Here is a 26,082-nt window from a genome sequence, read left to right as displayed (position 1 = left end):
AACCGGCGCCGGTGCGGTCGAGGGTAGAGAGGCCCTCCTGGCGCGTCAACGGCTCATCTGATGTCAGCGAGGCTGTCTGCGCTGAGGTACGGGATCGTCTGGGGCCCCTCGGGCAGGACGCACACCCGCGCATCCGGCCCGGCGGCGTCGAGCAGTTCCCGCACCGTGGCGGTGATGTCGTGGGTCTGCTCGAGGTGCGCAGCCGCGAGCGCGTGGTCGGAGAGGTACGAGGTGTGCATGATCACGCGGGCGCGGCTCTGCACCTTCGCCTGCACCTGGACCTGCCACTGGTCGGGAACGGTCCTCGGCCGGTTCTCGATCAGGTCCAGCAGCGCCTGCGGGGACTCGGCGGACTCCAGCACCTCGCGGTACGAGCCGTGGTTGGGGAAACCGTCCCGGCACTCCGCCGCACAGACGATGGCGCCGCCGTCCTTGACCACCGTGGCCGCCGCCGAGATGCCTTTGACGGCCTGGTAGAGGTTCTGGTCGAGCGGGAACCCGGAGTTGGTGGTGACCACGACGTCGAAGAGCCGGGGGACCGGCGCCATCGCCAGCTCCCGTGCTGCCTGACGCGCCGCGGCGTGCATGGCGAACAACTCGCCGGCGAACGCGCCCACCACCTGCTGCTCCCGGTTGAGCGTGACGTCGAACCCGAGGTCGACGCGGCCGACCGCCGCCACGACCGCGCGGATGTCGTCGTGGACGGGGTTGCCCTCGCACACACCCCACACGGCTTCGGGGGACCCGATGCGCTGGGCGTCGTGCAGGGTGAGGACGGTCTCCAGCCCGGCGAGCCCCGGAACGGCCAGTTTCGGGCCGCCGCTGAATCCGGCGAAGAAGTGCGGTTCGACGAATCCCGTGGTGATCCGCACGTCCGCCTCGACCCAGTGGCGGTTGAGCCAGACGGGCACGCCGTTCCCGTGCCGGCCCATCCACACCAGGGAGGATTCGTCGCGCGCGTCGTGGTTGAGGACGCGGACCCGGTCGACGACGTCGTCGCCGAGCATGGCCCGCAGCTCGGCCTCGGTGTTGCCGCGGTGGGTCCCGGTGGCCACGAGGATGACCACGTCGTCCAGGTCGACGATGCCGGCGATCTCCTCGAGCACGGCCGGGACCATGAGGTCCCGCGGCTGGGCGCGGGTCCCGTCGCAGATCGAGATGGCGACCGTCTGACCCGGCCGGACCAGCTCGCGCAGCGGCGGCCCCGCCACCGGTCGACGCAGCGCCGACCGCAGCACCTCGGCGGGATCCTGGGCGCCGGGCACGTACCGGGGTTCGACGACCGTGGTCCGCTCGTCCGGCAGGTCGACGGTCAGACCGCCCTCGCCGTAGGCCAGTTCCACCCTCATGTGCTCTCCCCGCCGTGCGTCGAGTCGGCCGAGCTGGCGCCGAGCCTAGCCCCGGGAGGTCGTCGCGGCTGCCGCGCCGAGCTGGTGGACCGGGTCCTCGGACGGGCGCAACGGTCGCGGACGTCCGCGCGCTCCGCGATACCTGGGGTGGCGTGCTCTCGGTCAAGGGCGTGCAGGGCGGGTCAACGGCTATCAGCTGACGCCCGACCGGGCCCGGCTGCGGCCCCGACGCCGGCGTTGCGCCGGTGGCTGCGGGCTTCCTAGGGTGCGCCATGGACGTCATCGAGGTCGTGCCCTCCTTCGAGCAGTACGCCTTCACCTTCGGTGGCGTCGCCCCTCTGCGGCGGGTCGTCCCGGGCACGGCGCTGCGCCTGTGGTCGGACGACGCGTTCTGCGGCGCGCTTCGCTCGACGAAGGACCTCTCCAGCGAGAAGGTGGACCTGCGCTTCGTCAACCCGCAGACCGGGCCGTTCTACGTGGAAGGTGCCGAGCCGGGGGACACCCTGGCCCTGCATTTCGTGGCGATGGAGCCGGCCCGGGACTGGGGCGCCTCGGCGGCCATCCCGTTCTTCGGTGGGCTCACCAGCACCGACCGGGTCGCCACACTTCAGGACCCGCTGCCGGACACGACCTGGATCTACGAGCTGGACCGGGCGCGGAACACCGTCACCTTCGCCGCGCAGCACAGCGACCTGCGGATCGACCTCCCGGTCGAACCGATGCTCGGCACGGTCGGTGTCGCCCCGGCCGGGGGAGAGGTGCGCAGCTCCCTGGTGCCCGAGCGGTTCGGCGGCAACATGGACAGCCCGCAGATGCGGCCGGGCAGCACCTGCTTCCTCGGCGTCAACGTCGAGGGGGCGCTGTTCTCCGTCGGCGACGGCCACTACCGGCAGGGCGAGGGCGAGGCCTGCGGAACGGCCGTCGAAGGCGCCATGACGACGACCCTGGTCGTCGAGTTGATCAAAGGCGGGGCCCCGCTGTGGCCCCGCATCGAGGACGACACCCACTGGATGACCGTCGGATCCAGCCGGCCGCTCGAGGATGCCTGGCGGATCGGGCAGGTCGAGCTGGTCCGCTGGTTCGGCGAGCTGTACGGGCTGTACCACATGGACGCCTACCAGCTGCTCTCCCAGATCACCGAGGTGCCGATCGCCAACGTCGTCGACGCCAATTACAGCGCCGTGGTGAAGGCCCGGAAATCCCTCCTCCCGAAGGCCACGGCCTTCGGCGGGCTGCACGACGACCTGCGCCGCCGCGCGGCCTCCCTGCTCTGACCTCGGAAGGACTCTCATGGATCTGCAGCTCACCGGTGCCCGAGTGCTCGTCACCGGCGGGACCCGCGGTATCGGCCGGGCCATCGTGGAGGCATTCGTCGACGAGGGTGCCGTCGTGGAGTTCTGCGCCCGCGACCCGGAAGAGATCGAGGCGACGGAGCAGGCCGTAGCCGCACGGGGCGGGCGGGCGACGGGCGTCCCCCTCGACGTCGCGGACGGTCCGGCGCTGACGGCGTGGGTCGACGCCGCCGCGGGGCGGCTGGGTGGGCTCGACGCCGTCGTCGCCAACGTCAGCGCGCTGGCCATCCCGGACACCGAGGAGAACTGGCAGCTGTCCTTCGAGGTCGACCTGATGCACACCGTGCGGCTGGCGAAAGCCGCGCTCCCGCACCTGGGGGCCAGCGGCCGCGGCTCCATCGTGGCGCTCTCCAGCGTCACGGGGCGGGAAGCGGACTTCGCCTCCGGGCCCTACGGGACGATGAAGACGGCGATCGTCGGCTACATCTCGGGGCTGGCGTTCCAGCTGGCCGGTCGAGGGATTCGGGCGAACGTCGTCTCGCCGGGCAACACCTTCTTCGAGGGCGGCGTCTGGAACCAGATCGAGAAGGGTGATCCGGAGCTCTACGCCTCGGCGCTGCAGCTCAACCCCACCGGACGCATGGGCCTGCCCGAGGAGATGGCCCGCGCCGTCGTCTTTCTGAGCAGCCCGGTGTCCAGCTTCACGACCGGTACGAACCTGGTGGTCGATGGTGCGCTGACCCGCGGGATCCATCTCTGATCCTTCCCGCCGGCGGGCGCCTCCGCGTCGGCCGGCCGGCACACGCCCCCACCGGCCGGCCGGCAGGGGCTCGTAGCCGGCTCCGCGCATCGGCGGACAGGCCTTCTGGCCCTCGATTCCGCTTGGCGTGGGTGATCGGGATCGAATCGGCACGGCCAGCTCGGAAAGGCTCGGGACCCGGTTGCCTCAACTGCCCGCGCTTCTCCGTCAGCAGGAGGAACGACGCCCGCCCGATGTGGATCGCCTGCACGGCGCGCTGACCTCGCACTCCGTACGTCGGGATGGCGCCGGTGGTGCTGTTCGGCGGCACGCAGGCGTAGGCCGGAGGACGTCGTCTCACGAGCCGTTCTGTCGCCCGGAGGATCCCAGCTCAGCCCGACCTTCTCCTGCCGACGGCGCAGTAGTCAGCCAGAGGGGAACCACTGACGTCTCTCGACCGACGACGCCTGCCGCGCGCCCTGTCCGCGATCGCGGTGCCCGCTATCACCGGACTCGGCCTCACTGCATGTGGAGGCGGGAGTGCCGGGCCGGGCGAGGAACCACCCTCGAGGACACCAACGAGGAGGGAGGCGAGGACCAGGGGGCCTCGATGACCTGCAGGACGATGCGACGGAACAGGGGATCGTCCGAGCGCCGAACGACGACGAACAGCAGCGCGCTTCGACGACCAAGAGGTGAACAGGAAGCGCCGGGGTGAGGTTGTGTCCGAGGGGAGACATGCCACCGCGTTATCGTCGGCTGGGCGCCAGTCAGGCGTTGTTGAGAACCGCCCGATCCGAGCCATCGACGAGGAACCGCGGGCCATGGTCAGCGTCGCCGGCAGCGGGCAGCTCATGCGCTCCCGAGCCGGTGAGCCCTCCGCAGGCGCGCCTGCCTGGCGCGGGCCAACCCCCAGCTGCACGCTCGTGGCGTGCCGGCCCTGTACGACGGCCGCCTGACTCCCTACATTCCGTATCAGCGGACTGGCCGTACACGGAACCCGCCGAGGGCGGGACCCGGTCGACGCCGCTGGGTGGGCAGAGACCATGCTCGACGCGACCGCTCCGGCTCGGAGGCGTTGGTGGGGAGCGGCGTGCTGCGCGGTCCTCCTGCTCGTCGGGTGCACCTCGTCGCCGGAGGAGACGTCGTCCCCGGAGGGCGCCGCGCGTGAGGGGCAGGTGCTCGGCTGCGCCACGGCCGAGCGGGCCGCTCCGGCGCCGGACCGTCCGGTGATCGACCTGGAGTTCCGGCTCGACGACGACCTGCGCACGGTGACCGGCACCGAGGCGGTGACCTTCACCCCCGACCAGCCGGTCGAGGAGATGTGGTTCCGGCTCATCCCGAACGCCCCGCAGTCAGAGGGCCACCGGCTCAGCGTGGACGACGTCCGCGGGGACACCGTGACCGGCGGCGAGTACGTGGACGCCGACGCGGCATCCGGCACCCCGGGCGGTCTGTACCGGGTCGACCTGGACACCGCCGTGGCTGGGGGAGAAGCCGTGACGGTGGAGCTCGACTTCACCCTGCGCCTCACCGCCGGCCGCACTCCCGCCGGCTTCGACCGGCTCGGCGTCGGCGACGACGTGGCCTGGTGGGCGGGGGGCTACCCGTCGCTGGCCTGGGAGCCGGGCGTCGGCTGGGCGCGGGACCCCTTCGTCGAGATCAGCGCCGAGACGACGACCACCGCGGTGGCGGACACCACGATCCGGGTCTCCGCGCCGGAGGACCTGGTCGTCCTGATGAGCGGCGACCAGGAGGAGCCGCGCAGCGCCGGGGCCGGGCGCCGGATGTGGGAGTCGCGGGAGCCCGTCGCCCGCGACGTCAGCGTGGCGGCGGGGGACTTCGACACCGCCGCCGTGGAGACCGGCGGCACCGAGGTCACCGTCGGCGTGCTGCCGGGAGCGGACATGTCGGCCGAGGAGCTCGCCGACGACACCGTCGACGCGATCCGACGGGTGGAGGAGCGCTTCGGCCCCTTCCCCTACGACACGCTCACCGTGCCGTTGGTGACCACCGGAGACGACGACGGCGGCGGGGAGGAGTACGCGTCGTCGATCGTGCTCGGTGGGGACGACTACGACCTGATCCTGCACGAGGTCGCGCACATGTGGTTCTACGGGATGGTGGGGAACTCGCAGTTCCGCGACCCGTGGCTCGACGAGGCGTTCGCCAGCTTCTCGGAGTCCCTGGGGCCCGACGCGCACACGCACGAGGAGGAGCTGCGGACCCGCGGGGACGTGGGCGGGTCCATGGACGACTTCGACGATCAGGACGAGTACGAGGAGCTCGTCTACGGCAAGGGTGCCGCGGCGCTGGAGGCCGCCCGGAAGGCGGCCGGTGAGGAGGCGTTCGACGAGGCGTTGCGCTGCTACGTCGACACCCAGGCGTGGACGATCGCCCGCCCCGAGGACGTGGCACAGGCCTTGGCCGGGTTGGAACCGGCGCTGGACGTGCTCCTCGAGGCCGGCGCGCTGGATCGCCAGGATCTTGCGTCGGACGGTGGGTGACCGAGCTCAGCCCGTACGCCTGCCGACCGAAAGCCCGTGGGGTTCAGCAGCCGCGCGTCCCGCCAGGCGGCGCTCGTGGTGACGTAGGGGAGCGGGAGTGAGGGGGAGACGACCTGGTGATGCCCACGCCACCGCGGACGGCGCCTGACGATGTCCTGCTATCGCTCCGGAGTGCGGCGCGGTTCCCGGCTCCGAACGCGCACGATGGCCTGCTGCCGGTTGGTGACCTGCAGCTTGGCCAGGATGCTGCTGACGTGGTTCCGGACGGTGATGGGTGAGATGAACAGGGCCCGCCCGATCTCGGCGTTGGTCATTCCCTCCGCGAGGAGGTCGAGCACCTCCGCCTCACGGGCGGAGAGGACGGCCGCGGGGTTCCCGTGCGGGCTGGAGAGGAAGGTGAGCATCCGGCCGGCCAGGTGCGGCCCGAAGACGGCGTGACCCCGGGCCACCGCCCGCACGGCCGCCACGACCTGCTCCGGATCGGCACCCTTCACCAGGTATCCGCCGGCCCCGGCTCGCAGTGCCGCGAAGACGCTCTCGTCGTCCTCGGTCAGGGTCAGCACGAGCACGCGTGCCCGGGCGCCCCGTTCGGTCAGCCGTCGCGTCGCGGTCAGCCCGTCGACCCTGGGCATGGCGAGGTCCATGACGACGACGTCGGGGTCCAGTTCCTCGGCCGACCGCAGCGCGTCGTCGCCGTCGGCGGCCTCGGCCACCACCTCCAGACCCGGTTCGCGGGTGAGGACGAAGCGGAGCCCTTCCCGGAACATAGGGTGGTCGTCGGCCAGGAGGATCCGCACCGTCTCCGTCACTGCATCGTCACCGCCTCGGCGTCGTAGGCCGGCAGGCGGGCGGGCGGGCGGTGATCGTCGTGCCCTGGCCAGGGAGCGAGTCGACCGCGAGTGAGCCGCCCAGCTCGTCCGCGCGTTCCCGCATCGCGACCAACCCGACGCCGGGCGGCCGGGAGCCGTCCATCCCGGGACCGCTGTCGCGGACGACCACGGTCACGTCGCCGGCCACCACCTGCACGGAGACCTCCACGGTCGCCGCACCGGCATGGCGGGACACGTTGTGCAGCGCCTCGGCGGCGATCAGGTAGACGGCCACCTCGGTGGCCGCGGGAAGTCGGGGAGGGTCCGGATCGGGGAACTGGGCAGGCAGCCCCAGTGACTCGGCGAGAGCGCGCAGGGCGCCTACGACCCCGAGCTCGTCGAGGGCAGGCGGGCGGAGGCCGTGCGCCAGGCGGCGGACGGTGTCCAGCGATTCGCGGGCGGCGTCCTGCAGCCGCCCGAGCCGTTCGATGGCGGCGTCGGGCTCGGTGCGGAGCAGCGAACGCAGCGAGCCCAGCTGCATGGCGAGCCCGGCCAGCGTCGGACCGACTCCGTCGTGCAGGTCGCGGCGCAGACGGCGGCGTTCCTCCTCGCGGGCCAGGACGATCCGCTGCCGCCCGGCCCGCAGGGCGTTGCTGAGGATCACCGCCTGGACCGCCACCCCGCCGTGCCTGCCCAGATCGGCCAGGAGCCGTCGTTCACCTGCGTCGAGGTGGCGGTCGGGGGCGGCAACGGTGATCGTGCCGAGCCGGGTCGTGCCGGCGAGCAGCTCCGCGCTGGCGCTCGCCGCGCCGGACGGCCGCTCCCCCCATCGACCCTCGTGCCCGGCGGCCGCGACCGCGCACCACGGCACGCGCAGCGACGTCGCCACCGTCGCGGCGAGCCCGTCGAGCACGGCTGCCGCGCTCGGTGCCTGGTGCGTGCGCTCGGCGAGGCGCTGCAGTGCGCTGAAGGGATCGCCGGCGTCGCCGTACATCAGCCGGTCGACCATCCGGGCCAGACGGGTGCGCAGCGGGTGCACGGCCAGTCCCAGGGCGCCGGCGACGGCAGCGACCGCCACGTCGGGCTGCTCGTGACCGAACCGACGTAGTAGCTCGGCGACCAGGACGGCGAGCGCCCCGATGAGGACGATCAGGACGGTGTACACGAACGTCTGGCGCACCACGGCGGCCACGGCGCGGGGCCGGCGACCCAGGACCATCGCCGTCAGCGCGGCCGCGAGGAGTGCGCCAGCGAGCACGTCGAGGACGTCGCTGGCCTGAGGCCACCAGGCGTGGCCGAGCACCACCCAGATCACAAAGGCAGACGCGGCGAGCAGTGTGCCCACCACCCGCGCACGATCCTCGGCTGTGGCCTTGTGCAGCCGGACACCGTAGGCGACGAGACAGAGCAGCAGGGGCTCCTGCAGGAGCGGGCCGTCCAACCCCTCGACCAGCTCTGCAACCCGTGGTGGCAGCACGCCGACCGGGTTGGCGGCCTCCCGAGCGCTAGCCGGGAGGGAGGAGTCGGGTCCCGCGGCAGGGCCCCGCACCGTGGCGAAGGCGGCGATGACCAGGCACTGGACGGCGACGACCACGCCCACGACAGGCCGCCACCGTGGTGAGGGCAGCCGTCCGTCGGGGAGGAGCACGAGGAGCAGCCAGACCCCGACGGCGAGCAGCGCGGAGAACCGGTCGGCGACCCACGCGGCCCATGCCACGAGGGCGCTGTCGCTGTCGCCGGCGCGGACCACCGCGGCGATCGCCAGGGCCGAGAGCGCGAACAGCGCGCCCTCGCCCAGCGCCAGCCAACCCAGCGGCAGCCGGGGTCGTGCGGACGCGAGGACGAGCCCGGGGGCGACGAAGACGGCGGTGAGGAGGAGGGGCCGGAGCGAGGCGGCCGGCGCGGCGCCGGCCCAGTTCAGCCAGGTCACCACCGCCGTGGCCAGGACCGCGACCACGGCGGCGGCCCGGGCCGCCACCACGGTCGAACGTCCGGATGCCCGAGGCACCGCTTCCATGACGGGGAGTATGCGGTGGGGAAGGCCCTCGCGGGCTCAGCTCCGCATCGCCGGGTCCGACCCCCGCCACACCGCATCGGGCAGCCGGAGCAGGTGGACGCCCATCCAGACCCAGGCGACGACGAGCAGGAGGTGCGGGTCGACAGGCCCGAGGGGCGGCAGCCCGAAATCCCAGACCAGGAAGCCGACGAGCAGCACGACCGGTGTCCGGGGGAAGGAACGGGACCGCCACACTGCGATGCTGAGCAGCACCAGCCCGAGGAAGCTGCCGATCAGGTGCGGCACGAGGGCTGTCGCGACTGTTCCGTAGTGGCTGCTCAGGCCGTCGTTGAGGGCCACGGCCTCGTCGACGGGCAGGATCGTCGGCGCAACCGTGCCCGCGACGTAACCCATGGCCAGGACGTTGCCGAACCCCCACATCCCCCAGAGGACCAGCGGTGTGGCCACCGCGGTGAGCACGGGAGCGCCGAAGCGGGACAGGTGCGCGACGGCAAGCAATCCGAGCGGCATGAACAGCGAGCTAAGCACGAGGGCGGTCTGCTCGGCGTTGTGCAGGAACGCGTTCTCCCGACTCCACGCGATCTGGTCGCTGAACGTCTCGTGCTCGGAGGTGACGAACTCGACGACGAACTGGGGGAGCCCGTTGAGCAGGCCACCGGCGATGAGGCAGAGTCCGGCGGCGATCCGGAGGGCGCGGGAGAACGGCGGGGCGTCGTCCCGGGCCGGCGCCGGTGCGGTGCTGTCGACTGCGGTCATGGCCGAATGCTGTGGCCCGAGCCCGGCCGGACACATGGTGCACATGTCCCAACCGCCGTCCCAAGTATTGGCCGCAACTGGTTCATTGGGCAGGGTGTGATGCCGGATGAGGGCAACGCTCCCGCAGCGGTAGGTACGGCGAGGTTCGCCGGGCCGGCACTTCACCACCCGGCGCGGGGGGCGGGTCAGTTGTCGGGAACCGCGGTCTTCGTCCTCACCGCCTGCAGGTCCTTCTTCCGTGTAGCACCTTGGACGGGAGGTGTTGCATAGCCCGCGTGCCCACGACACGCCCGCAGATCATGGTGACGGAGACCGACGAACGTGCTGTAGCGCTGGATTCCGCGGCTTCCCGGTATCCATGGCTGACTCGCGCGCAGTTGCTCACTCGTCTCGCGTTGGAGGGCCAGCGGTCGCCCAAGATGCACAGGAAGACCGGCGACGCGATCGGCTCGAGGCGCTGCGGCAGCACAGTGGCGCCCTCACCGGCGCCTACGGTGAGCACCATCTGGAACGGCTGCGCCAGGAGTGGCCGGCGTGATCGTGTTCGACGCCAGCGTGCTCATCGCCCACCTCGATGCCGAAGACGCTCAGCATCACAAGGCCGAGTCGATGCTCGTCCGGGAGATCGACGACGAGTTCGCCGCCAGCGCGCTCACGCTCGCGGAGGTGCTCGGCGGCCCTTCCCGGACCGGCCGTCTTGACGCCGCGCGCTCGGCGCTACGGGAGCTGGAGATCGCAGAACAGCCGTTCCCCGCCGACACCGCTGTTCGTTTGGCCCGGTGGCGAGCCGACACGGGTCTGCGGATGCCGGATTGCTGTGTCCCACTGGCTGCCCAGGACGCGGCTGCGCGACTTGCCACCTTCGATGAGCGGCTTGTCCGTGGCGCCGAAGCGTCCCGAATCGGTCGCAACGCTTCGGGAGTGCGGCGTCATGGTGCCCGGTGCGGCGGCACGAGAACGGCGTCGTCCACGGAGCGGTCGACACACTCGATCGCGGCGTCCGGAGACATTGCCCTCCGCCGGGACTGGGCGTAGCTTCCGCCGGACCTGCCGTGTCGTCGGAGGCTGTGCCTTCGGTCCCCCGCCGACCGTGCACGGCACTCGCCGTACGCGCAGCATGCTTGAGGTTCATCCGGGAGCCGAAACATGGGGTCGTGCCAGATCGATGTACTCGTCGTAGGAGCGGCGGGCGGCAGCTACCTGTTGCGTCCGGAAGGCTCCGTCGGACATCGCGGGCGGCCGGCGGACGAGGACGCCCTGCTGGCACACCTCGCTGACGTGTACGACCGGGAACGGCAATCGGCGGCCAGTCGATGACCGGACCAGGAGCCGCGGGACGGTCGGACGTCCACGTGGTCGTAGGCGCCGGTGGAGCGGTCGGCCGGCTCGTCGTGGCCCATCTGGACGCGGCGGGCGCCCAGGTGCGGGCAGTGACCCGGAACGGTCGCGACGTCGGCACGCCCGGCGTCGAATGCGTGGCCGCGGATGCCGCCGACACCGCCGCCCTGGCGACCGCCTGCCGCGGGGCGGTCGCCGTCTACCACTGCGTCATGCCGGTCCTCGACCGCTGGACCCAGGAGTTCCCGGTGGTCACGGACGCCCTGATCGACGCCGCCAGCGGGGTCAACGCGCGACTGGTCTTCGCCGACGACACCTGGATGTACGGCCGGGTCCGCGGTCCCATGACCGAGGAGACCCCGTGGCGACCGGTGAGCACGAAAGGCGTCCTCCGGGCCTGGATCGCAGAGCGCATGCTCCACGCCGCCGCGACCGGGCGGCTGAAGGTCAGCATCGCTCGTGCCGGGGAGCTCTACGGGCCCGGTGTGCGGTCGCTCATCGCCGGCAACGTGTTCGCCTCAGCGCTGCGCGGTCGGCCGGTGCACTGGGTAGGCGACCCCGACCTCCCCGTGACCCCCACGTTCGTCGACGACTTCGCGAGAACCGTGGCCGTCGTGGGTCTGCAGGACAGGTCTGACGCAGCGGTCTGGCACGTGCCGCATCCGGAGCCGACCACTGGTCGTGCCCTGGCTGCCGAGGCTTGCCGGCAGGCCGGCACCCGGCTGTGGCTGCTGCGACACGGGACCAGGCAGGCACGGGCGCTCGGCCTCGTCCTGCCCCTGGCGCGTGAGGGCGCGGAACTCGTCTACCAGTTCGAGCAGCCGTTCGTGGTCGACGGTCACCGCGCCGCCAACGCCTTCGGTCTCGTCCCGACCTCGTTCGAGGACGGCGTCCGCCGGACCCTGTCCGCCACCCGTGCCGCGGGGCCGGGATCCGGGTTCCTGTCGACCGTCGCAGGTCGGGACATGAACACGAGGCCGGGGCCACCGGCGGCGGGCGATTCCTCAGGCGGGCCGGCCCTGACGAGCACGGCGCCGCGAGTGGAGGATGTCGAGGAACGTCTGTGAACGATGTACCGACACGTTGCGTTTGTGTCCGAGGGGGGACACGGTACTTCCGCACACGCCTGAGTCCAGGGGACGGGATGCAGGTGAGCGGGTGACGCGCTGCGGGCATGCGTTCTGGTCGGGGACACGTCGTCGATCGCGTGAGGAGAGGGACGCGTCCTGATACGCCCGAAGACGTCGTCGCAGAGCACGCCTCCTGACTCGTAGCCGGGAGGGATTGTTGCCGGACGGGGGGCGGGGCACGCTGCTCCGCATGCGCGTCCTCCTGGTGGCTTCGCCGATGGTCGGGCACGTCCTTCCCCATGTGCCTGTGGCGCTCGCACTGCAGGCCGCTGGACATGACGTGCTCCTGGCCACCGCCGCCGATGGCGTCGGAGCCGCGTGGAGGGCCGGGGTCCCCGCCCATGACGTCGCACCCGGGCTCAGCATTGGCCCCGTCATGATCCGCTCGCTTCTCCGGCATCCCGTCCGGGTCGGCCGGATGGTCCGGGGGGACGAGGGGACGGACGGGGTCGGGTTGCTGTTCGCCGCGGTCAGCAAGGCCATGACGCCTGGCGCCTTGCAGCTCGCCGAGGAGTGGAAGCCGCATCTGGTCCTGCACGAAGGACTGGCCGCCGCCGGCGCGATCGTCGCGGGCCGGCGAGAGGTGCCGAGCGTCCTGGTCGACGCCCTGCTGTTCGATGCCCGTGACCTCTTCCATGCCGTCGCGAGGAGCCTGGGTAGGACCCCGCTGAGCCACGCCGACGACGCCCTGCCCGAACCTGTCGACGCGCTGGTCGCCATTCCCCTGAGCCTCCACGAGCGTGCCCGGATCGGGCGGCCGATGAGGTACGTGGTCGCTGCTGGACACGGGGACGTACCGGAGCAGTTCACGCGACGTGGTAACCGGCCGATCCTGCTGGTCTCCCGCTCGACGGTCGATGACCCGCGACCGGATCGGCTGATGACGCGGGTGGTCGATGCCGCGAGGGACGCGGACCTCGACGTCGTCCTGGTCCGGCCCGATCGGGCGGTCGCCCGCCGGACTCTGCCGCCGAACGTGACGACGACGGACTGGCTGCCCTTTGCAGACGTCCTGCCTCACGTTGCCGGCGTCGTCCACCACGGTGGCGCGGGCACTTTGATGAGTGCGCTGGCCGCTGGGGTGCCGCAGATGGTCGTCCCGGGCGCCGGAGACCGTACGAAGCACGCCCGACTCGTCGCAGCGAGGGGTGCGGGCCTGGCCGTGCCGCTCGACGGGCTGACGTCCGCCACGCTGGAGCGGCTCGCGACGGACCCGGAGCTGTGGGCGACGGCCGGCGAGGTGGCCGCCGAGATCGCCACCATGCCTGATCCGTCGGAAGTCGTCCGTGACCTCGAGGCTCTGGTGCGGTGATGGCGCATGGGTCCAGTGAGCTCTGCCGGGCGCGCTGTGCGATGCGCACGCAGGACGCAGCAGCCGGACCGGGAGCCCGCGGATGGGCGCTTCAGAGGTCCGGTGCGGGCAGGCGTACCCGGAAGACGGTCTCGCCGGGCCGGCTGTCGATGGTGATGCTGCCGCTGTGCCGCTCGACGATGCGGCGGGAGATGTCGAGTCCGAGACCGGTGCCGTGGCCGACGCCCTTCGTGGTGAAGAACGGGTCGAAGACGTGCTCCTGGATCTCCGGTGACATGCCTGCGCCGGTGTCCGCGACCTCCACGATCACCGCATCCCTGCTCCGGCGGGTCGACACCCGCAGCGTCCCCCGACCGTCCATCGCGTCCAGCGCGTTGGTGAGGAGATTGGTCCAGACCTGGTTGAGCTCTGCGGCCAGCGCCTGGATGTGGGGGACGTCGGCGCCGTAGTCGCGCACCACCGTCACGTCCTTCGGAGTGCGGTGCGCCAGCATCACCAGGGTGCTCTCGAGACCCTCCGTCAGGTCGGTCTCCTGCATCGCCGCCCGGTCGAGTTGCGAGTAGGACTTGACCGCTCCGATCAGCTCGGAGATCCGTCGGGTCGACTCCTTCACCTCCCCGAGCAGGCCCGTCGCGGAGATGGTGCTCGCCACCCACTCCAGGGCCGAGCCCAGCGGAGCCTCCCCCATCGCGTCCGCGACCCGCTCGCACCACTCGACGTCGGCTCCAGCGCCGGCCAGTGCCGGTGCGAGCACCCACTCCCGCGCCACCGCCCGGTCGGCCAGCCAGTCGGAGAGCTCGTCCTCGCGGTCGGCCAGGTCGAGTGACCCAGACCCCGGGGCGCTGGGACCCAGCTCACGGCGAAGTACGTCGAGCGCGTTGAACTGGTCCGCGGTGATGGGGACCGCGGCGAGCTGCTGGAGGGAGGACAACATGCCCGCGTACGCGTCGCCGAGGGCGTCCACCGCCCGGGTCGCGGCGGCCGCGGGGTTGTTCAGCTCGTGGGCCAGCCCGGCCGCCAGGGTGCCGAGCGCGGCGAGTGACTCGCGCTGCCGCGCCAGCGACGCGAAGCTACGGACGTTCCGGGCGACGCCCTCGATGAGACGGATGCCCAGGGGGAAGGTCGCCGCCCAGAGGTCCCGGAGCGCCTCGGCGGGCACCCGCAGGACACAGCCGGCCGTCGCGCCGTGCCCCGTGGCGAGGTAGCGCCCGTCCGAGTCCCAGGCGCGGAACCCGCCCGCCCACTGTCCCGGCACCTCCATGGCCCCGAGCGCCGTAGCCTCGGAACCCACGTGACGCAGGAGGTCGATGCTCCCGTCGAGGAGCACCCACCAGTACTCCGCGGGCTGGTTCTCGTGCCAGAGCACGTCGCCGCGCTCGAAGGGAACCCGGGCGCTCGCCTCGACCAGCCGCTGCAGCTGGTCGTCGCCGATGCCGTCGAACAACGCGATCTGGCGGACGGCGGAGAGCTCCATCAGATCGTCGCCAGGTAACGGTGGACCAGGTAGACCGACATGGCTCCCTCTCCGACAGCCGAGGCCACCCGTTTCATCGAGTCCAGCCGCACGTCGCCGGCAGCGAAGACCCCAGGCACGCTCGTCTCCAGGGTGAAGGGTGGCCGTGCCTCCGTCCACGCCGTGGGGGTGGAGGACAGCAGGTCCTGCCCGGTGACGACGAAGCCCTTGGCGTCCCGGACGACGTCGTCGCCCAGCCAGTCGGTCCGGGGCGAGGCGCCGATGAAGACGAACAACCAGTTGACGTCCACGTGCTCCCGGGTACCGGACAGCCGATCGGCGAGCGTGATGGCCTCCAGGTGCCCGTCGCCGTGCGCTTCGGCCACCTCGGTGTGGAGCCGGACCTCGATGTTGGTGGCGGCGCGGATCCGCTCGACGAGGTACAGGGACATGCTGTCCTCGAGCGATCCCCCGCGCACCACCAGCACGACGCGCCTGGCGTACAGGGCCAGGTTCAGAGCCGCCTGGCCGGCCGAGTTGGCCGCCCCGACGATCAGCACGTCGTCGTCCCTGCACTGGACGGCGTCGCTGGCGTTGGCGCCGTAGTAGACGCCGCGGCCGGTGAGCTCGGCCAGGCCGGGAGCCTCCAGGCGCCGGTAGGAGACCCCGGTGGCCACGAGCACCGCCCGGGTCTCCAGCTCGCCGGCGCCGAAGCAGACCGCTCGGACAGGTCCCCGCCTCTGCAGCGACACCACGTCGCGGGCCAGGAGCATCTCGGCTCCGAAGCGGCCCACCTGCGCGACGGCTCGATGCGTGAGGTCTGCACCGGACAGGCCCTTCGGGAAGCCGAGGTAGTTCTCGATCGCGGCGCTCTGGGCCGCCTGGCCCCCGGGTGCCTCGCGCTCGACCACGACCGTGCGCAACCCCTCGGAGGCGGCGTACACGGCGGCGGCGAGCCCGGCCGGGCCGGCGCCCACGATGCAGAGGTCGTACAGCGGCTGCAGGGCACGGGTGCGGAGGCCCAGGGCGCCGGCGACCTCCAGGGTCGACGGCGTGCGCAGGACCTCCTTGTCCGGCACGAACACCAGCGGCAGGTCGTCGGGTTGCGCCTGTGCCAGCGTCGTGAGCCGCTGGCCCTCGGGGTCGCGGTCGATGTCGACCCAGTGGTAGGGGACGTAGTTGCGGGTGAGGAACGTGCGGATCTCGTGACTCCGCTCCGACCAACGGTGTCCCACCACGCGCACGTCGCCGGTCTCCTGCGGGTGCGCCCGCTGCCAGTCCGCGAGCAGGTCGTCGATGACGGGGTAGAGCCGCTCGGCCGGTGGGTCCCACGGCTTGACGAGGTAGTGGTCGAGGCCGATGTCGTTGATCGCCTTGATGGCGACGTCCGTGTCGGCGTAGGCGGTCAACAGCAGGAGCTTGGCCTCAGGCGCGTGCTGCCGGGCCTGCTCCAGCATCTGGATACCTGTCATCCCGGGCATCTTCTGGTCGGTGGCGATCAACGCCACCGGGCGCAGCCGCAACGCCAGCTCCTCCAGCGCGGCCAGCGCCTCGGCGCCGGACGATGCCCGCACGATCCGGTAGTCCGACCCGTACCGCGCTCGCAGGTCCCGGGCGATGGCTCGCAGGACCATCGGGTCGTCGTCCACGGTCACGATGGTCGCCTTGCTCATCCGCTGCTGAACCTCCGTCGGTCGGCTGCGCCGCGGCTCGTCGGTGAGCGGTCGTGCTGTCAGGTCGTCACGCGCAGCCCGACGACTGGCCGACCGGCCCGGGTCAGCGCTGGCGGGGACACCGGGGTGGTCGGCGCCATACAAGCACGGGAAGGACCGCCGGCGGACCGGTTCACGCGCGGTTCCCCACCCCGACAGCCGGCTGAGGTGGACGGAGCGTGCCCGGACGTCGTCAGCTCGAGTGGCGCCACCTCCGGCCGTCGCGGTTGATCAGCGCGTTGGCCTCCGGCGGACCCCACGTGGCTGCCTGGTACAGGGGGATGGGCCGCGCGTCGCCGGCCCACGACCGCATCACCGGATCGACGATGCGCCACGAGCGCGCGACCTCGTCCGCTCGGATGAACAGCGTCGGATCGCCGATCAGCCCGTCGAGGATGACCCGCTCGTAGGCGTCGGGGGACTGCTCGTCGAAGCTCTCGTAGGAGAAGTCCAGCGACGCCTTCTGCACCTTGAACGCGTGCCCGGGCACCTTCGCACCGAAGCGCAGGCTCAGTCCTTCGTCGGGCTGCACGCGCACGATCAGGGCGTCGGGTTCGAGGCTCTCGGCCCTCCCGGGGAACAGCGGCAGCTGCGGAGGCCGGCGGAACTCCATGGCGACCTCGGTGAGCCGCACCGGCAGCCGTTTCCCGGTCCGCACGTAGACGGGCACGCCGGTCCACCGCCAGTTCTGGACCTCCAGGCGCATCGCCACGAAGGTCTCCGTGGTGCTGAGCGGGTCGACCCCGGACTCGTCGCAGTAGCCGGGCATGAGGTCTTCTCGGGTGCCACCACGGGTGTACTGCCCGCGCACCGCGTGGGCCGCGATCTGCTTCTCCTCGTCCAGCGGCTGGATCGCCCGCAGCAACTTGACCTTCTCGTCACGGATGGCCTCCGCGTGGAACGAGGTGGGCGGTTCCATGAGGAAGAGCGAGAGGACCTGCAGGACGTGGTTCTGGACGATGTCCCGCATGGCGCCGGCCGTCTCGTAGAACCCTCCGCGTTCGCCGACACCCAGGGTCTCCGCGACGGTGATCTGCACGTTGTCGACCCAGGTCCGATTCCAGATCGGCTCGAAGATGGAGTTCGCGAACCTCAGCGCGAGCAGGTTCTGCACCGTCCTTCGCGAGGTAGTGGTCGATCCGGAAGATCTGCTCCTCCGAGAACGCCGACGAGAGGTCGGCGTACAGCTCGCGGGCGCTGGCCTCGTCCCACCCGAACGGCTTCTCGACGACCGCGCGGACGAAGCTGCCGCCGGCCGGCACGGAGAGCCCTGCCTTGCCGAGGCTCGTCGCGATGGGACCGAACAGGCGGGGTGGCGTCGCGAAGTAGTAGACCCGGTTGCCGGTGGTCCCCATCCGGGTGTCGCACTCGGTCAGGACCTCGGCCAGGCGCTGGTAGGTCGCCGGGTCGTCGTAGTCGCCGTGGACGTAGCGGGCTGCCGCCGTGAGGTCCTTCCAGCGCGGGTTGTCGTCACCGGACACGCTGCGGCGGCAGAGGTCTCCGAAGGCGGTGTCGGTCATGTGCGTGCGGGCGACCCCGATCAGGGCGACCTCCGGGGGGAGGGCCCCGTAGCCGGCCAGTCGCTCGAGTGCGGGCAGCAGCTTGCGGGCCGTCAGGTCACCCGAGGCCCCGAAGATCACCAGCGCGCACGGAGGGGAGCGGCGATCCGCGTCGACCTTCATGAGCAGGCAGCATGCCGTGACAGGATGCCCTCCGACAGACACTTCGGCGCCGGGGCGAGCGCCTTCGCGTCCGCAGCAGGCAGGGCCGGTCGAGAAGCCGCCACCCCGTGGGCGAGAGGGGAGCCGGGGCGCAGCACGCTGACGCCCCGTGGCCGCCAGCGTCGCCAGGATCTCGTGCCATCGTCCCGGCGCGGCGGTGACCCGGCCGGGCTCGGGACCAGGGGCGGGGACGAGGATGCCCGGACACCTCGCCCTCGGCGGACAGCCCGGGTCGGGTGCCCTGCTCCGGGTCCCGACGGCGGTGTGCGTTCAGCGACGTGCGGGCACGTTGCCGGGACCGAGAGCGGTCGTCAGGTCGCGGAGCACGTCGGCGGCCGGCCGGATGGCGGTGACCGCGCCCACGCCCGTGCCCGCGTACATCGCCATGCCGGCCACGTCTCCGTCGACGGCGGGAAGGGGGGGCAGGCCGGCACCGCGCGGCAGGGCCACCTGCCGGCCACCTGTCGTCACCGTCCCGACGACGTCGCCGTCCAGGGCCCGGGCGCGTTCCACCGCACTGCGCAGGACCCGGTGACGTGGGCGGGTGGCGCAGAGGGGGCAGTCCCGGCTGAACGTGCTGCTGATGACGGTGCAGTCGCCGGTGGCGTCGACGAGTGCCTGCTTGTAGACCGGGTGGGCAGCCGCTTCCGTCGTGGCGACAAACCGCGTCCCGATGCGTGCTCCGTCCGCTCCGGCGGCCATCACCGCCGCGAGGGTGGGGCGTCGGCGATGCCACCCGCAGCGAGCACCGGGACCGGTACCGCGTCGAGGACTTCCCGCAGCAGGGGCAGCAACGGCCGGTCACCACGCACGTGGCCGCCCGCCTCGTGGCCCTGTGCGGTGACGACGTCGCATCCGGCATCCGCTGCGGCGCGCGCCTCCTCCACCGACCCGACCTGCCAGCCGACCAGAGCGCCCGCCCGGTGCACGAGCTCCACCAGCCGCGGCGAGGGGTCGAACCAGAAGAAGTCGACCACACGCACGCGCTCCGCGGCTGCGGCGATGACCTCCTCGTCGGTGTCCTCGAGGAGGATGTTGGCCGACAGCACGCCGCTCGTCCGCCGTCGCATGCCGTCCAGCCGGCGGACGAAGGTCTCGGCCGGCACACCCAGTGCATAGACGGTGCCCAGACCTCCGGCGTCCGCGACCGCGACCGCAGGTCCGGCGACGAGACCGCCCCCATGGGCGCCTGCTGGACCGGGACCGAGCAGCCGACCAAGGCCGTGAACCGCGTCTGCATGACGGCACCCCCTCGCGGACAGTGGCCTGCAGGAACGGTCGCGCTGGGGCGCACGTGGGTCAAGCAGGTCCGTCCCGGGCCGGCGCCTGCGGGGTCGGCATCCGGCAGCGGCTGAGGTCTCGGGTCGTCCTGTCCTCAGCCCTCGGCGAACCAGGCGAAGCCCAGGCCCGGGACGACGAGGCGGCCCTGCTCGACCGGCAGGACACCGTCGCCGCCGTGCACCTGGCGGAAGCTGCCCAGCCCGGTGACCGTATCGGCGTCGACGGGCTGGGGGGCGGGGCTGACATTGGCCAGTCCGAGGAAGGTGCCGTGGCGGGGGTGCCGGCGGCGCCAGACCAGCACCGAGTCGTTGCCGATGTCGAGCACTTCGGCGCCGACGTCGCCGGACAGCGCCGGCAGCGAGCGGCGGACGTCCCCGAGCCGGCGCAGCGCGGCGGAAACGCGGCCCTCGACCGAGCCGGCGTCGGCTGCCCGGGCGGCGGCCTGCCAGTCCAAAGTGGGGCGGTGCATCCACCGGTTGTCGGGTGCGAGCTCGGGGTCGGCGAGATAGCCGTGGTCGTTGAGCTGCGCGAGCTCGTCGCCGGAGAACAGCAGCGGGATGCCGCCGAAGCCGTAGACGACCGAGTACAGCAGGACCAGGCGCCGGATCCCGGACTCGAGTGCCGCGTCGTCACGCCGCGCGAGAGCGTCTTCGATACCGCACAACGACGCCGTGGTCCCCGAGATCCGTGCGTCACCGGTGGCCTCGTTCTCCTGGAAGAGCGCGCCGCGGGCGAACGAGCCGGGAAAGCGGCCGGCGTAGAAGTCGCTGAGGAAGCGACGGTGCGCGGCGCCGTCGAGGCCGACAGCGGCGGCGTCCTCGTCGGTCACCGCCCAGCCGATGTCGTCGTGGCCACGGACGTACGTGCACCAGGTCGTCGACGCCGGGACGGGGCGCATCCGGGCGATCGACTGGCGGGCCAGCCGGACGTCGCCGGTCGCCAGGCTGCTCCAGAGCAGCACCATGAGCTGGTTGTGGTACGCCAACTCGCACTCGGGGCGCTCGCGCTCGTGCGCGCCGAGGTACCGGACGAGTTCGTCGGGGGCGACGATCGCCTCGGCCTTGAAGACGACGCCCGGGGCGGCCAGCCGGGTGAGCGCGTGCAGCACCTGCAGCAGCAGGTGGGCCTCGGGCTGGTTCTGCGAGGCCGTGCCGAGCCGCTTCCAGAGAAAGGGGACGGCGTCCATCCGGAAGACGTCGACGCCGCGGTTGGCCAGCCAGGTGATCTCACCGAGCATCGCGAGGGTGACCTCGGGGTTGGAGTAGTCGAGGTCCCACTGGTAGGGCCAGAACGTGGTCCACACCCACGCACCCGCGCCGCCCAGCGCCTCGGGCACCCAGCTGAAGGAGCCCGGCGCCCGGTCGGGGAACACTTCGGGGATGGTGGCGTCGAAGGCGTCGGCCATCGTCCGGTCGGGGAACGCCGTGTAGAAGCCGCCGTACCGGGGGTCGCCGGCCAGCCACCCCTGTGCCCACGCGTGTTCCCGTGCGGTGTGGTTGAGGACCACGTCGATGCACAGGCTCATCCCACGGTCGTGCAGCGCGGTGGCCACGGCCTCGAGATCGGCCATGGTCCCCAGACGCGGGTCGACGGCGCGGTAGTCGGCGACGGCGTAGCCGCCGTCGTTCTCGCCCTCGCGCGCACGCAGCAGCGGCATGAGGTGCAGGTAGGTGGTGCCGAGGCCGGCGAGGTGGTCGAGCCGGTCGGGCAGCCGGTCGAGGGTTCCGCAGAAGCGATCGACGTAGCAGACGTAGCCCTGCATGCCCGGTGCCTGGAACCAGCGCGGGTTGATCTCCCGGCGCCGGTCGAGCCGGCGCAGCTGCGCCGGCCGCTCGCCCGCGGCCGCCAGTGCGAGGCGCAGCGCCCTCTGCAGCACGTCGGGTGCCCGCTCGCCGTAGAGCTCCGACAATGCGGTCGCGATGTCGGGTAGCCACAGCTCGGCCCGGGTGAGGAAGGCATCGGCATCGGCCTCGCCGAGCGCGGCCACCGCGTCCTCGCCGAGCACCGCGCGGATATCGGTCGTCGGCTGCTGCGTGGCTGTCCCGAGGGGCACGCCCGTCACCCCCACCGCTCGTCGTGGTCCTGGGGCCCATCGGCGTGCTGCGATGGCCGCTCCTCCGGGGACATCATGCGACTGGTCACCGACGTCCCGCCGTGTCGAGGGCGTTGAGCCCTCATGGCCACCGTCGCCGACGCAGGGCGCTCGGGGGCCGTCACGCAAACGAAGGGACGGCCGTCAGGCCCCGAGGCTCAGGCCAGCCGGCCGGTGCCGCCCGTCATGCAGTCGGCGGGTGGGCCGCCGCCGTCAAGGGGTGAGCCGCGGCCAGAGACAGGAGAACCCCCGCCGGCCCGGAAGCCGTGGCGGTTTCAACTCGGTGTCCGAGGGGCGACACGCTACGTACGCACACGCTTCCCGCCCTGACGAGATGACCTCGGGTCACCCCTGCTCGTGGTCCGCTTCTTCCGCGAACTCTCGGAAGGCCGCAAATGCGCGCGGGCCGTACACGGTGCCAGGTCCGCCGTTCATCGCGATGGCGACGCCTAGGGCTTCGGCAACCTCAGACTCGGAGGCGCCGGTGCGGACGGCCCCACGAGCGTGCGACGCGATGCACCCGTCGCACTCCTTGCTGACCGCGATGGCGAGCGCGATCAGTTCCTTCGTCTTCTCATCCAGTGCGCCGGCGGCGTATGCGGCGGCATGCAACTGGCGGTATCCGTCATAGACCCCGGGGATCGCGCGACGCAGCGCGCGGGCCGGTGCGCGGAGTTCCTCCTGGACGGCGTGGCCGTGACCCATGACGTGATGGTGGCAGTTGCCGTACCGCAGTGCGCGGTGGCCCGGACGCTCGGTCCACCGGCGTCCAGGCCGACTCTGCTGCGCAACGTGCCGCTCGGGGGCCCTTCGCCATGTCGGTGGCGCGGGCGGCCTCGACGACTGCTTGACGACGGCCTCGCCGAGGGCGTCTTCGCCACCCTGGGCACCAGCGCCTCCACCCGAGGCAGCGCAGCGGCTGCTGACCGGAGGGCGTCGACGACCGAACGGGACGTCGAGCAGGTAAGCACAACCGGGGAGCGGCAGACGCACATCCGGCCCCACCCAACGTGGCCGCGGTCACTGTGGCTAATCCGGTTTAATGCGCCGGGTGGACCGGACGGTGCAGCTTCCGAGGTCAACGCGCACCGGGAGGGGACCGGCCCGACCCTGGTGCTTTTTCCGGCCTCGCCAGTCTCATCGGCGAGTTCGGCACGGTGCTGCCGGCGCTGGCCCGCCGGTACGAGGTGCTGACGCTCGACCTCCCCGGCCAGGGGGAGCCGCCGCGCTACCCGCGCCCCTGCGGCCTGATGTCGGGACACTGACCGACGCCGTGGAGCGAGAGCTCGATCGGCAAGAGGTCTCCATGCCACACGTACTGGGGGTCTCCCTGGGGGGCCGAATCGCCCTGGAGCTGGCCCGTACAGGACCGAGTCCACGACTACGTCGGGCTGGTAGATCGGCGGGGGCGCGACGGGCTTGACGCCGATCTTGGTTCGGGCTTGGTCGAACAGGGGGCTGTTGATCGTCGCCGGAATGACGTTGGTGACGCTGATCGGCAGGTCCGCCCGCTGCACCTCCATCCGCAGCGTTTCGACCAATCCGTCGATGCCGTGCTCGGAGGCGCTGTAGGCGCTCTGTAGCGGCACGCCCCGCTTGGCCCCCGTCGACGGGATGTGGATGAGGGCTCCGCCCTTCTGCTTCAGGTGCGGGAGAGCGGCCATGGCGCCGTGGACCTGGCCCATGAGGTTCACGTCGATGACGCGCTGGAACTCCTCCGGTGTCGTCTCGTCGAACGGGGCGACCAGCAGGACCCCGGCGGCGTGCACCCAGGTGTCAAGTCCGCCGTACTCGGTCACCGCGCGCTGGGCCACGCGTCGCATCTGGGCGGGGTCGGTCACATCGGCCACCTCGGCCACAGCGTCTCCGCCGTCGGCCCGGACCTGTTCGACCAGCGACCGCAAGCCGGCCTCTCCTCGGGCGGCAACGACGACCTTCGCCCCGTTCGCGGCGAACCGGGCGGCGGTGGCGCGACCGATCCCGCTCGACGCGCCCATCACCACGACAACCTGGTCCCGTATGGCTTCAACACTGGCGCGGCATGACCCACCCCTACCCGGTGGCCCGGATCCGATGGGCGAGTGGTGCAGACGTGGCACGGGGGACAGTGGGACAGAGCGCGGCACGTCGGCTCCCGGGAGAAGCGCACCGCATCCGGAGTCCATGACGGGTGGTCAGCGCGTGAGCGAGGCTGGACATCGGCCCGTCACGCCGCCGAAGACCCTCGGCAGCGTCCGGGGCGGAGCCCGTCCCCCGTACTCGCGGGGCTACCGGATATGACGCCTTCGGGGCCAGCGCTGCTCCGAGAAGCCCGCAACGGTGAGTCCGGCGAGCGCCATTGCCTCCGGCGGGTGACCGCGGTCGGTCCGCGGCCCGAGGGGATCACGTGGAAGCCGGGACTCCGGCGCGCACGACAGCCGCCCGGCAGGCGGTGGCGCCCGGAAATGACGAGCAGGATGGCCCCATGTCCGATGCTTCGTGCCCGTTCTACGTCGCCCTCGGCGACTCGATCTCCATCGATGATTACGCGGGCGGCCCCGGTCGGGGAGGGGCTAGCCTCCTCTTCCGCAACCGCGACGACGACTTCCCCGACTGGCGCGGCCGCGACCTCCTCACGGTCAACCCCGAGACCGGCTTCCTCCTGTTGGCCACGGACGGCGCGACCACCCGGACCCTGCTGCACGTGCAGCTCCCTCGCCTCGAGGCGTTGCCGGACCGGCCCACGGTGGTCACCCTCACGATCGGGGGCAACGACCTGCTGTCGGTGTACGGGGACAGCGCCGGCGCTCAGCAGGTCATCGCGCGCGTGGAGGCGGCCGTCGACGGAGCACTGTCCCAACTCACCAGTGCCGTGGCGCCCGGCGGTCGGATCGTCGTCGGGACCGTCTACGACCCGAGCGACGGCACGGGGGACGCCGTCAGGCTGGGGCTGCCGCCGTGGCCGGATGCGGTCGCGGTGATCGACCAGCTCAACCAGGCGCTGCGCGGCGTCGCCGGGCGGCACGGTGCTGCGGTGGCCGACATCGGGGGGATCTTCCATGGTCACGGGCTTCGGGCCGGTGATCCTGCGCGGACCGAGGCGCGACCGGGGGAGCGGGACCTGTGGTTCAGCCGCTTCATCGAGCCGAACGCCTGGGGAGCCGGCGGCGTCCGGGCGGCATTCTGGACGGCGTTGGACGTGTGACACGGACCATCCACCGGTAACGGTGGGAGGGGCGGTGGCTCGTGCGTTGCGCCGCCGTGGAAGGGTGCCGAATCCGCGGTCCCCGCGGGGGACCCCAGCAGAGCTCCGCCTCGCACCCCTGGCCGCCGTGCAGCCATGGGAAAAAGGAGAACCCCCACGGGCACGAATACCGTGGGGGTTCAACTCGGTGTCCGAGGGGGGAGTTGGACACAGGGAAGTGGGAGCCGTCCCACCGCCTTCCCCCGCTGGGGGAGTGGAGCGCGGTGTGCGCGGCTTGGTGGTCATTGTCGGAACGTAGCGCGCTGGTCCGACGCGGCGAGATCGTCCTCCGAAGGGCAACCGGGTCAGTCGCCGCCAGCTGCCACAGTGCGGTGTTGTGGTCCGGCATGATCAGCGATAGCGAGGACGCGCACCTGCCGCGTCGCCCGGGACAGACGGGCCTCTCCTGAGCGGGGGCGCGGTCTGCGCGCCGCGTGGTCTGCTCGTCGGCACTCACACCACCAACGAAGAGGGTCCGACCCGACCAGCACCCCGGTATCCTCGGTGCGCTCACTCATCGGGACGTCGGCGCCGTGTCCCTGTCGCCGGGGGGACGTGTGACTGGCTCACTGCCTTCGGGCACGGCACTGCCCCCGCGGTCGGATCCGGCGTTCGAGCGGTTCGCCCGCCTGGTCCGCCGGCAGCTGGACGTCCCGGTCGCGCTGGTCACGCTGGTGTCGGCCGAGGAGCAGGTGTTCCCCGGCGCGGTCGGGTTGCCCGAGCCGTGGCAGTCGACGCGGAGGACGCCGCTGAGCCACTCGTTCTGCCAGCACGTGGTGCGTTCGGCGGCTCCGCTGGTCGTCACCGATGCCCGCACCGATCCGCTGGTCGCCGACAGCCTGGCGATCGCGGACCTGCGTGTCATCGCCTACGCCGGCGTTCCGCTCACCGACGGCGACGGCGTCGTGGTCGGCTCGCTGTGCGCCATCGACAGCCGGCCGCGGACCTGGTCGGACGATGACCTGGCGGTGCTGACCGACCTGGCCGGGGCATGTAGCTCGGAGTTGTGGCTGCGGGCGGCCCAGCGGCGCGCCGATGAGGCCGTCGCCCAGGCGCAGGAGTCCGCGAAGCGGGCGCAGCGGCTACTGGCGCAGCAGGCGATCGACCGTTCCCGGTGGGCGCTGGCGCTGGACGCGGGGAAGGTCGGCACCTTCGACCTGGACCTGGCCACCGGCGCGCTGACCGTCGATGACCGCCTGCTGGAGCTGTCGGGGATGGACCGGAACACCTTCACCGGCCGCCCGGAGGACGTCTACGCCCATGTGCACCCTGACGACGTCGCCGATGTCCGCGCCCGCGTTCAGCACGCCGTCGACACCGGCGGGATCTACGACGCCGAGTACCGCATCGT

18 protein-coding genes and 2 pseudogenes are annotated in these 26,082 nt (G+C 72.0%); 8 read left to right on the top strand and 12 right to left on the bottom strand.

The genetic code is table 11. The features are described 5' to 3' along the window. Positions 1-53: 53 nt before the first annotated feature. A complete protein-coding gene (larA, locus tag ACI79P_RS15540; RefSeq protein ID WP_456581949.1) occupies positions 54-1,349 on the bottom strand; it encodes a nickel-dependent lactate racemase in 1,296 nt (431 codons plus the stop codon). 272 nt (positions 1,350-1,621) lie between these two features. Here larA and ACI79P_RS15535 point away from each other — a divergent pair, with 272 nt between their 5' ends. From ACI79P_RS15535 to ACI79P_RS15525, 3 genes are all read left to right on the top strand, one after another. Further along, the gene (locus ACI79P_RS15535; RefSeq protein ID WP_456581948.1) at positions 1,622-2,623 is read left to right on the top strand and encodes an acetamidase/formamidase family protein; all 1,002 of its coding nucleotides are present in this window, start codon (positions 1,622-1,624) and stop codon (positions 2,621-2,623) included. Between the two features lie 16 nt (positions 2,624-2,639). After that, a complete protein-coding gene (locus ACI79P_RS15530; RefSeq protein WP_456581947.1) occupies positions 2,640-3,401 on the top strand; it encodes an SDR family NAD(P)-dependent oxidoreductase in 762 nt (253 codons plus the stop codon). Between the two features lie 1,025 nt (positions 3,402-4,426). Then, the gene (locus ACI79P_RS15525) at positions 4,427-5,887 is read left to right on the top strand and encodes a M1 family aminopeptidase (protein WP_456581946.1); all 1,461 of its coding nucleotides are present in this window, start codon (positions 4,427-4,429) and stop codon (positions 5,885-5,887) included. 158 nt (positions 5,888-6,045) lie between these two features. Here ACI79P_RS15525 and ACI79P_RS15520 read toward each other — a convergent pair whose 3' ends face one another. From ACI79P_RS15520 to ACI79P_RS15510, 3 genes are all read right to left on the bottom strand, one after another. After that, positions 6,046-6,696, bottom strand: coding sequence for a response regulator (locus ACI79P_RS15520; RefSeq protein WP_456581945.1), 651 nt, complete (start codon positions 6,694-6,696; stop codon positions 6,046-6,048). A 7-nt stretch (positions 6,697-6,703) separates the two neighbouring features. After that, positions 6,704-8,677 (bottom strand): sensor histidine kinase, encoded by a 1,974-nt coding sequence (locus ACI79P_RS15515; protein WP_456581944.1) that lies wholly within the window; start codon positions 8,675-8,677, stop codon positions 6,704-6,706. Between the two features lie 72 nt (positions 8,678-8,749). Then, positions 8,750-9,469, bottom strand: coding sequence for a hypothetical protein (locus ACI79P_RS15510; protein WP_456581943.1), 720 nt, complete (start codon positions 9,467-9,469; stop codon positions 8,750-8,752). 534 nt (positions 9,470-10,003) lie between these two features. On the opposite strand from ACI79P_RS15510, the gene ACI79P_RS15505 reads away from it, so the two are divergent. The 3 genes from ACI79P_RS15505 to ACI79P_RS15495 all read left to right on the top strand — a co-directional run bounded on the left by ACI79P_RS15505 (position 10,004) and on the right by ACI79P_RS15495 (position 13,249). Then, complete coding sequence (locus ACI79P_RS15505) at positions 10,004-10,504, top strand: type II toxin-antitoxin system VapC family toxin (RefSeq protein ID WP_456581942.1); 501 nt, start codon at positions 10,004-10,006, stop codon at positions 10,502-10,504. Positions 10,505-10,782: 278 nt separating this feature from the next. Continuing rightward, a complete protein-coding gene (locus ACI79P_RS15500; protein ID WP_456581941.1) occupies positions 10,783-11,874 on the top strand; it encodes an NAD-dependent epimerase/dehydratase family protein in 1,092 nt (363 codons plus the stop codon). Positions 11,875-12,127: 253 nt separating this feature from the next. After that, the gene (locus ACI79P_RS15495; protein ID WP_456581940.1) at positions 12,128-13,249 is read left to right on the top strand and encodes a glycosyltransferase; all 1,122 of its coding nucleotides are present in this window, start codon (positions 12,128-12,130) and stop codon (positions 13,247-13,249) included. A 91-nt stretch (positions 13,250-13,340) separates the two neighbouring features. Here ACI79P_RS15495 and ACI79P_RS15490 read toward each other — a convergent pair whose 3' ends face one another. From ACI79P_RS15490 to ACI79P_RS15455, 8 genes and pseudogenes are all read right to left on the bottom strand, one after another. After that, positions 13,341-14,723, bottom strand: coding sequence for an ATP-binding protein (locus ACI79P_RS15490; protein WP_456581939.1), 1,383 nt, complete (start codon positions 14,721-14,723; stop codon positions 13,341-13,343). Then, a complete protein-coding gene (locus tag ACI79P_RS15485) occupies positions 14,723-16,375 on the bottom strand; it encodes an FAD-dependent oxidoreductase (protein WP_456581938.1) in 1,653 nt (550 codons plus the stop codon). The genes ACI79P_RS15490 and ACI79P_RS15485 overlap by 1 nt, the downstream gene beginning before the upstream one ends. Before the next feature lie 232 nt (positions 16,376-16,607). Continuing rightward, on the bottom strand, positions 16,608-17,528 hold the full coding sequence (locus ACI79P_RS15480; protein ID WP_456581937.1) for a hypothetical protein: 921 nt from the start codon (positions 17,526-17,528) through the stop codon (positions 16,608-16,610). 61 nt (positions 17,529-17,589) lie between these two features. Beyond that, positions 17,590-18,096: pseudogene (locus ACI79P_RS15475) on the bottom strand (glucose-6-phosphate dehydrogenase); the annotation flags it as partial. Positions 18,097-18,405: 309 nt separating this feature from the next. Beyond that, a pseudogene (locus ACI79P_RS15470) lies at positions 18,406-19,205 on the bottom strand (NAD(P)H-dependent flavin oxidoreductase). A 305-nt stretch (positions 19,206-19,510) separates the two neighbouring features. Further along, the gene (locus tag ACI79P_RS15465; RefSeq protein WP_456581936.1) at positions 19,511-21,469 is read right to left on the bottom strand and encodes an alpha-amylase family protein; all 1,959 of its coding nucleotides are present in this window, start codon (positions 21,467-21,469) and stop codon (positions 19,511-19,513) included. Positions 21,470-21,853: 384 nt separating this feature from the next. Then, a complete protein-coding gene (locus ACI79P_RS15460; RefSeq protein ID WP_456582010.1) occupies positions 21,854-22,162 on the bottom strand; it encodes a carboxymuconolactone decarboxylase family protein in 309 nt (102 codons plus the stop codon). Next, entirely contained in the window at positions 22,066-23,505 is a 1,440-nt protein-coding gene (locus tag ACI79P_RS15455; protein WP_456581935.1) for an SDR family oxidoreductase, read from the bottom strand. Before ACI79P_RS15455 ends, ACI79P_RS15460 begins: the two co-directional genes overlap by 97 nt. Positions 23,506-23,972: 467 nt before the next feature. On the opposite strand from ACI79P_RS15455, the gene ACI79P_RS15450 reads away from it, so the two are divergent. Both ACI79P_RS15450 and ACI79P_RS15445 read left to right on the top strand, forming a co-directional pair. After that, positions 23,973-24,692 carry an SGNH/GDSL hydrolase family protein gene (locus ACI79P_RS15450; protein WP_456581934.1) on the top strand — a complete coding sequence of 240 codons (720 nt, stop codon included), beginning with the start codon at positions 23,973-23,975 and terminating at the stop codon, positions 24,690-24,692. A gap of 596 nt (positions 24,693-25,288) precedes the next feature. Further along, the coding region (locus ACI79P_RS15445) for a GAF domain-containing protein (RefSeq protein WP_456581933.1) at positions 25,289-26,082 on the top strand (794 nt) is incomplete at its 3' end.

It is taken from the genome of Blastococcus sp. SYSU DS0510 (assembly GCF_054050835.1).
This window is presented reverse-complemented; position numbering and strand designations above follow the sequence as displayed.

What these genes read in the sequence shown, in the direction of transcription:
- ACI79P_RS15455 (WP_456581935.1), bottom strand. Translation starts at nt 23,505, where the DNA reads ATGGGCGCGTCGAGCGGGATCGGTCGCGCCACCGCCGCCCGGTTCGCC.
- ACI79P_RS15500 (WP_456581941.1), top strand. Translation starts at nt 10,783, where the DNA reads ATGACCGGACCAGGAGCCGCGGGACGGTCGGACGTCCACGTGGTCGTA.
- ACI79P_RS15495 (WP_456581940.1), top strand. Translation starts at nt 12,128, where the DNA reads ATGCGCGTCCTCCTGGTGGCTTCGCCGATGGTCGGGCACGTCCTTCCC.
- ACI79P_RS15490 (WP_456581939.1), bottom strand. Translation starts at nt 14,723, where the DNA reads ATGGAGCTCTCCGCCGTCCGCCAGATCGCGTTGTTCGACGGCATCGGC.
- ACI79P_RS15485 (WP_456581938.1), bottom strand. Translation starts at nt 16,375, where the DNA reads ATGAGCAAGGCGACCATCGTGACCGTGGACGACGACCCGATGGTCCTG.
- ACI79P_RS15530 (WP_456581947.1), top strand. Translation starts at nt 2,640, where the DNA reads ATGGATCTGCAGCTCACCGGTGCCCGAGTGCTCGTCACCGGCGGGACC.
- ACI79P_RS15510 (WP_456581943.1), bottom strand. Translation starts at nt 9,469, where the DNA reads ATGACCGCAGTCGACAGCACCGCACCGGCGCCGGCCCGGGACGACGCC.
- larA (WP_456581949.1), bottom strand. Translation starts at nt 1,349, where the DNA reads ATGAGGGTGGAACTGGCCTACGGCGAGGGCGGTCTGACCGTCGACCTG.
- ACI79P_RS15525 (WP_456581946.1), top strand. Translation starts at nt 4,427, where the DNA reads ATGCTCGACGCGACCGCTCCGGCTCGGAGGCGTTGGTGGGGAGCGGCG.
- ACI79P_RS15535 (WP_456581948.1), top strand. Translation starts at nt 1,622, where the DNA reads ATGGACGTCATCGAGGTCGTGCCCTCCTTCGAGCAGTACGCCTTCACC.
- ACI79P_RS15450 (WP_456581934.1), top strand. Translation starts at nt 23,973, where the DNA reads ATGTCCGATGCTTCGTGCCCGTTCTACGTCGCCCTCGGCGACTCGATC.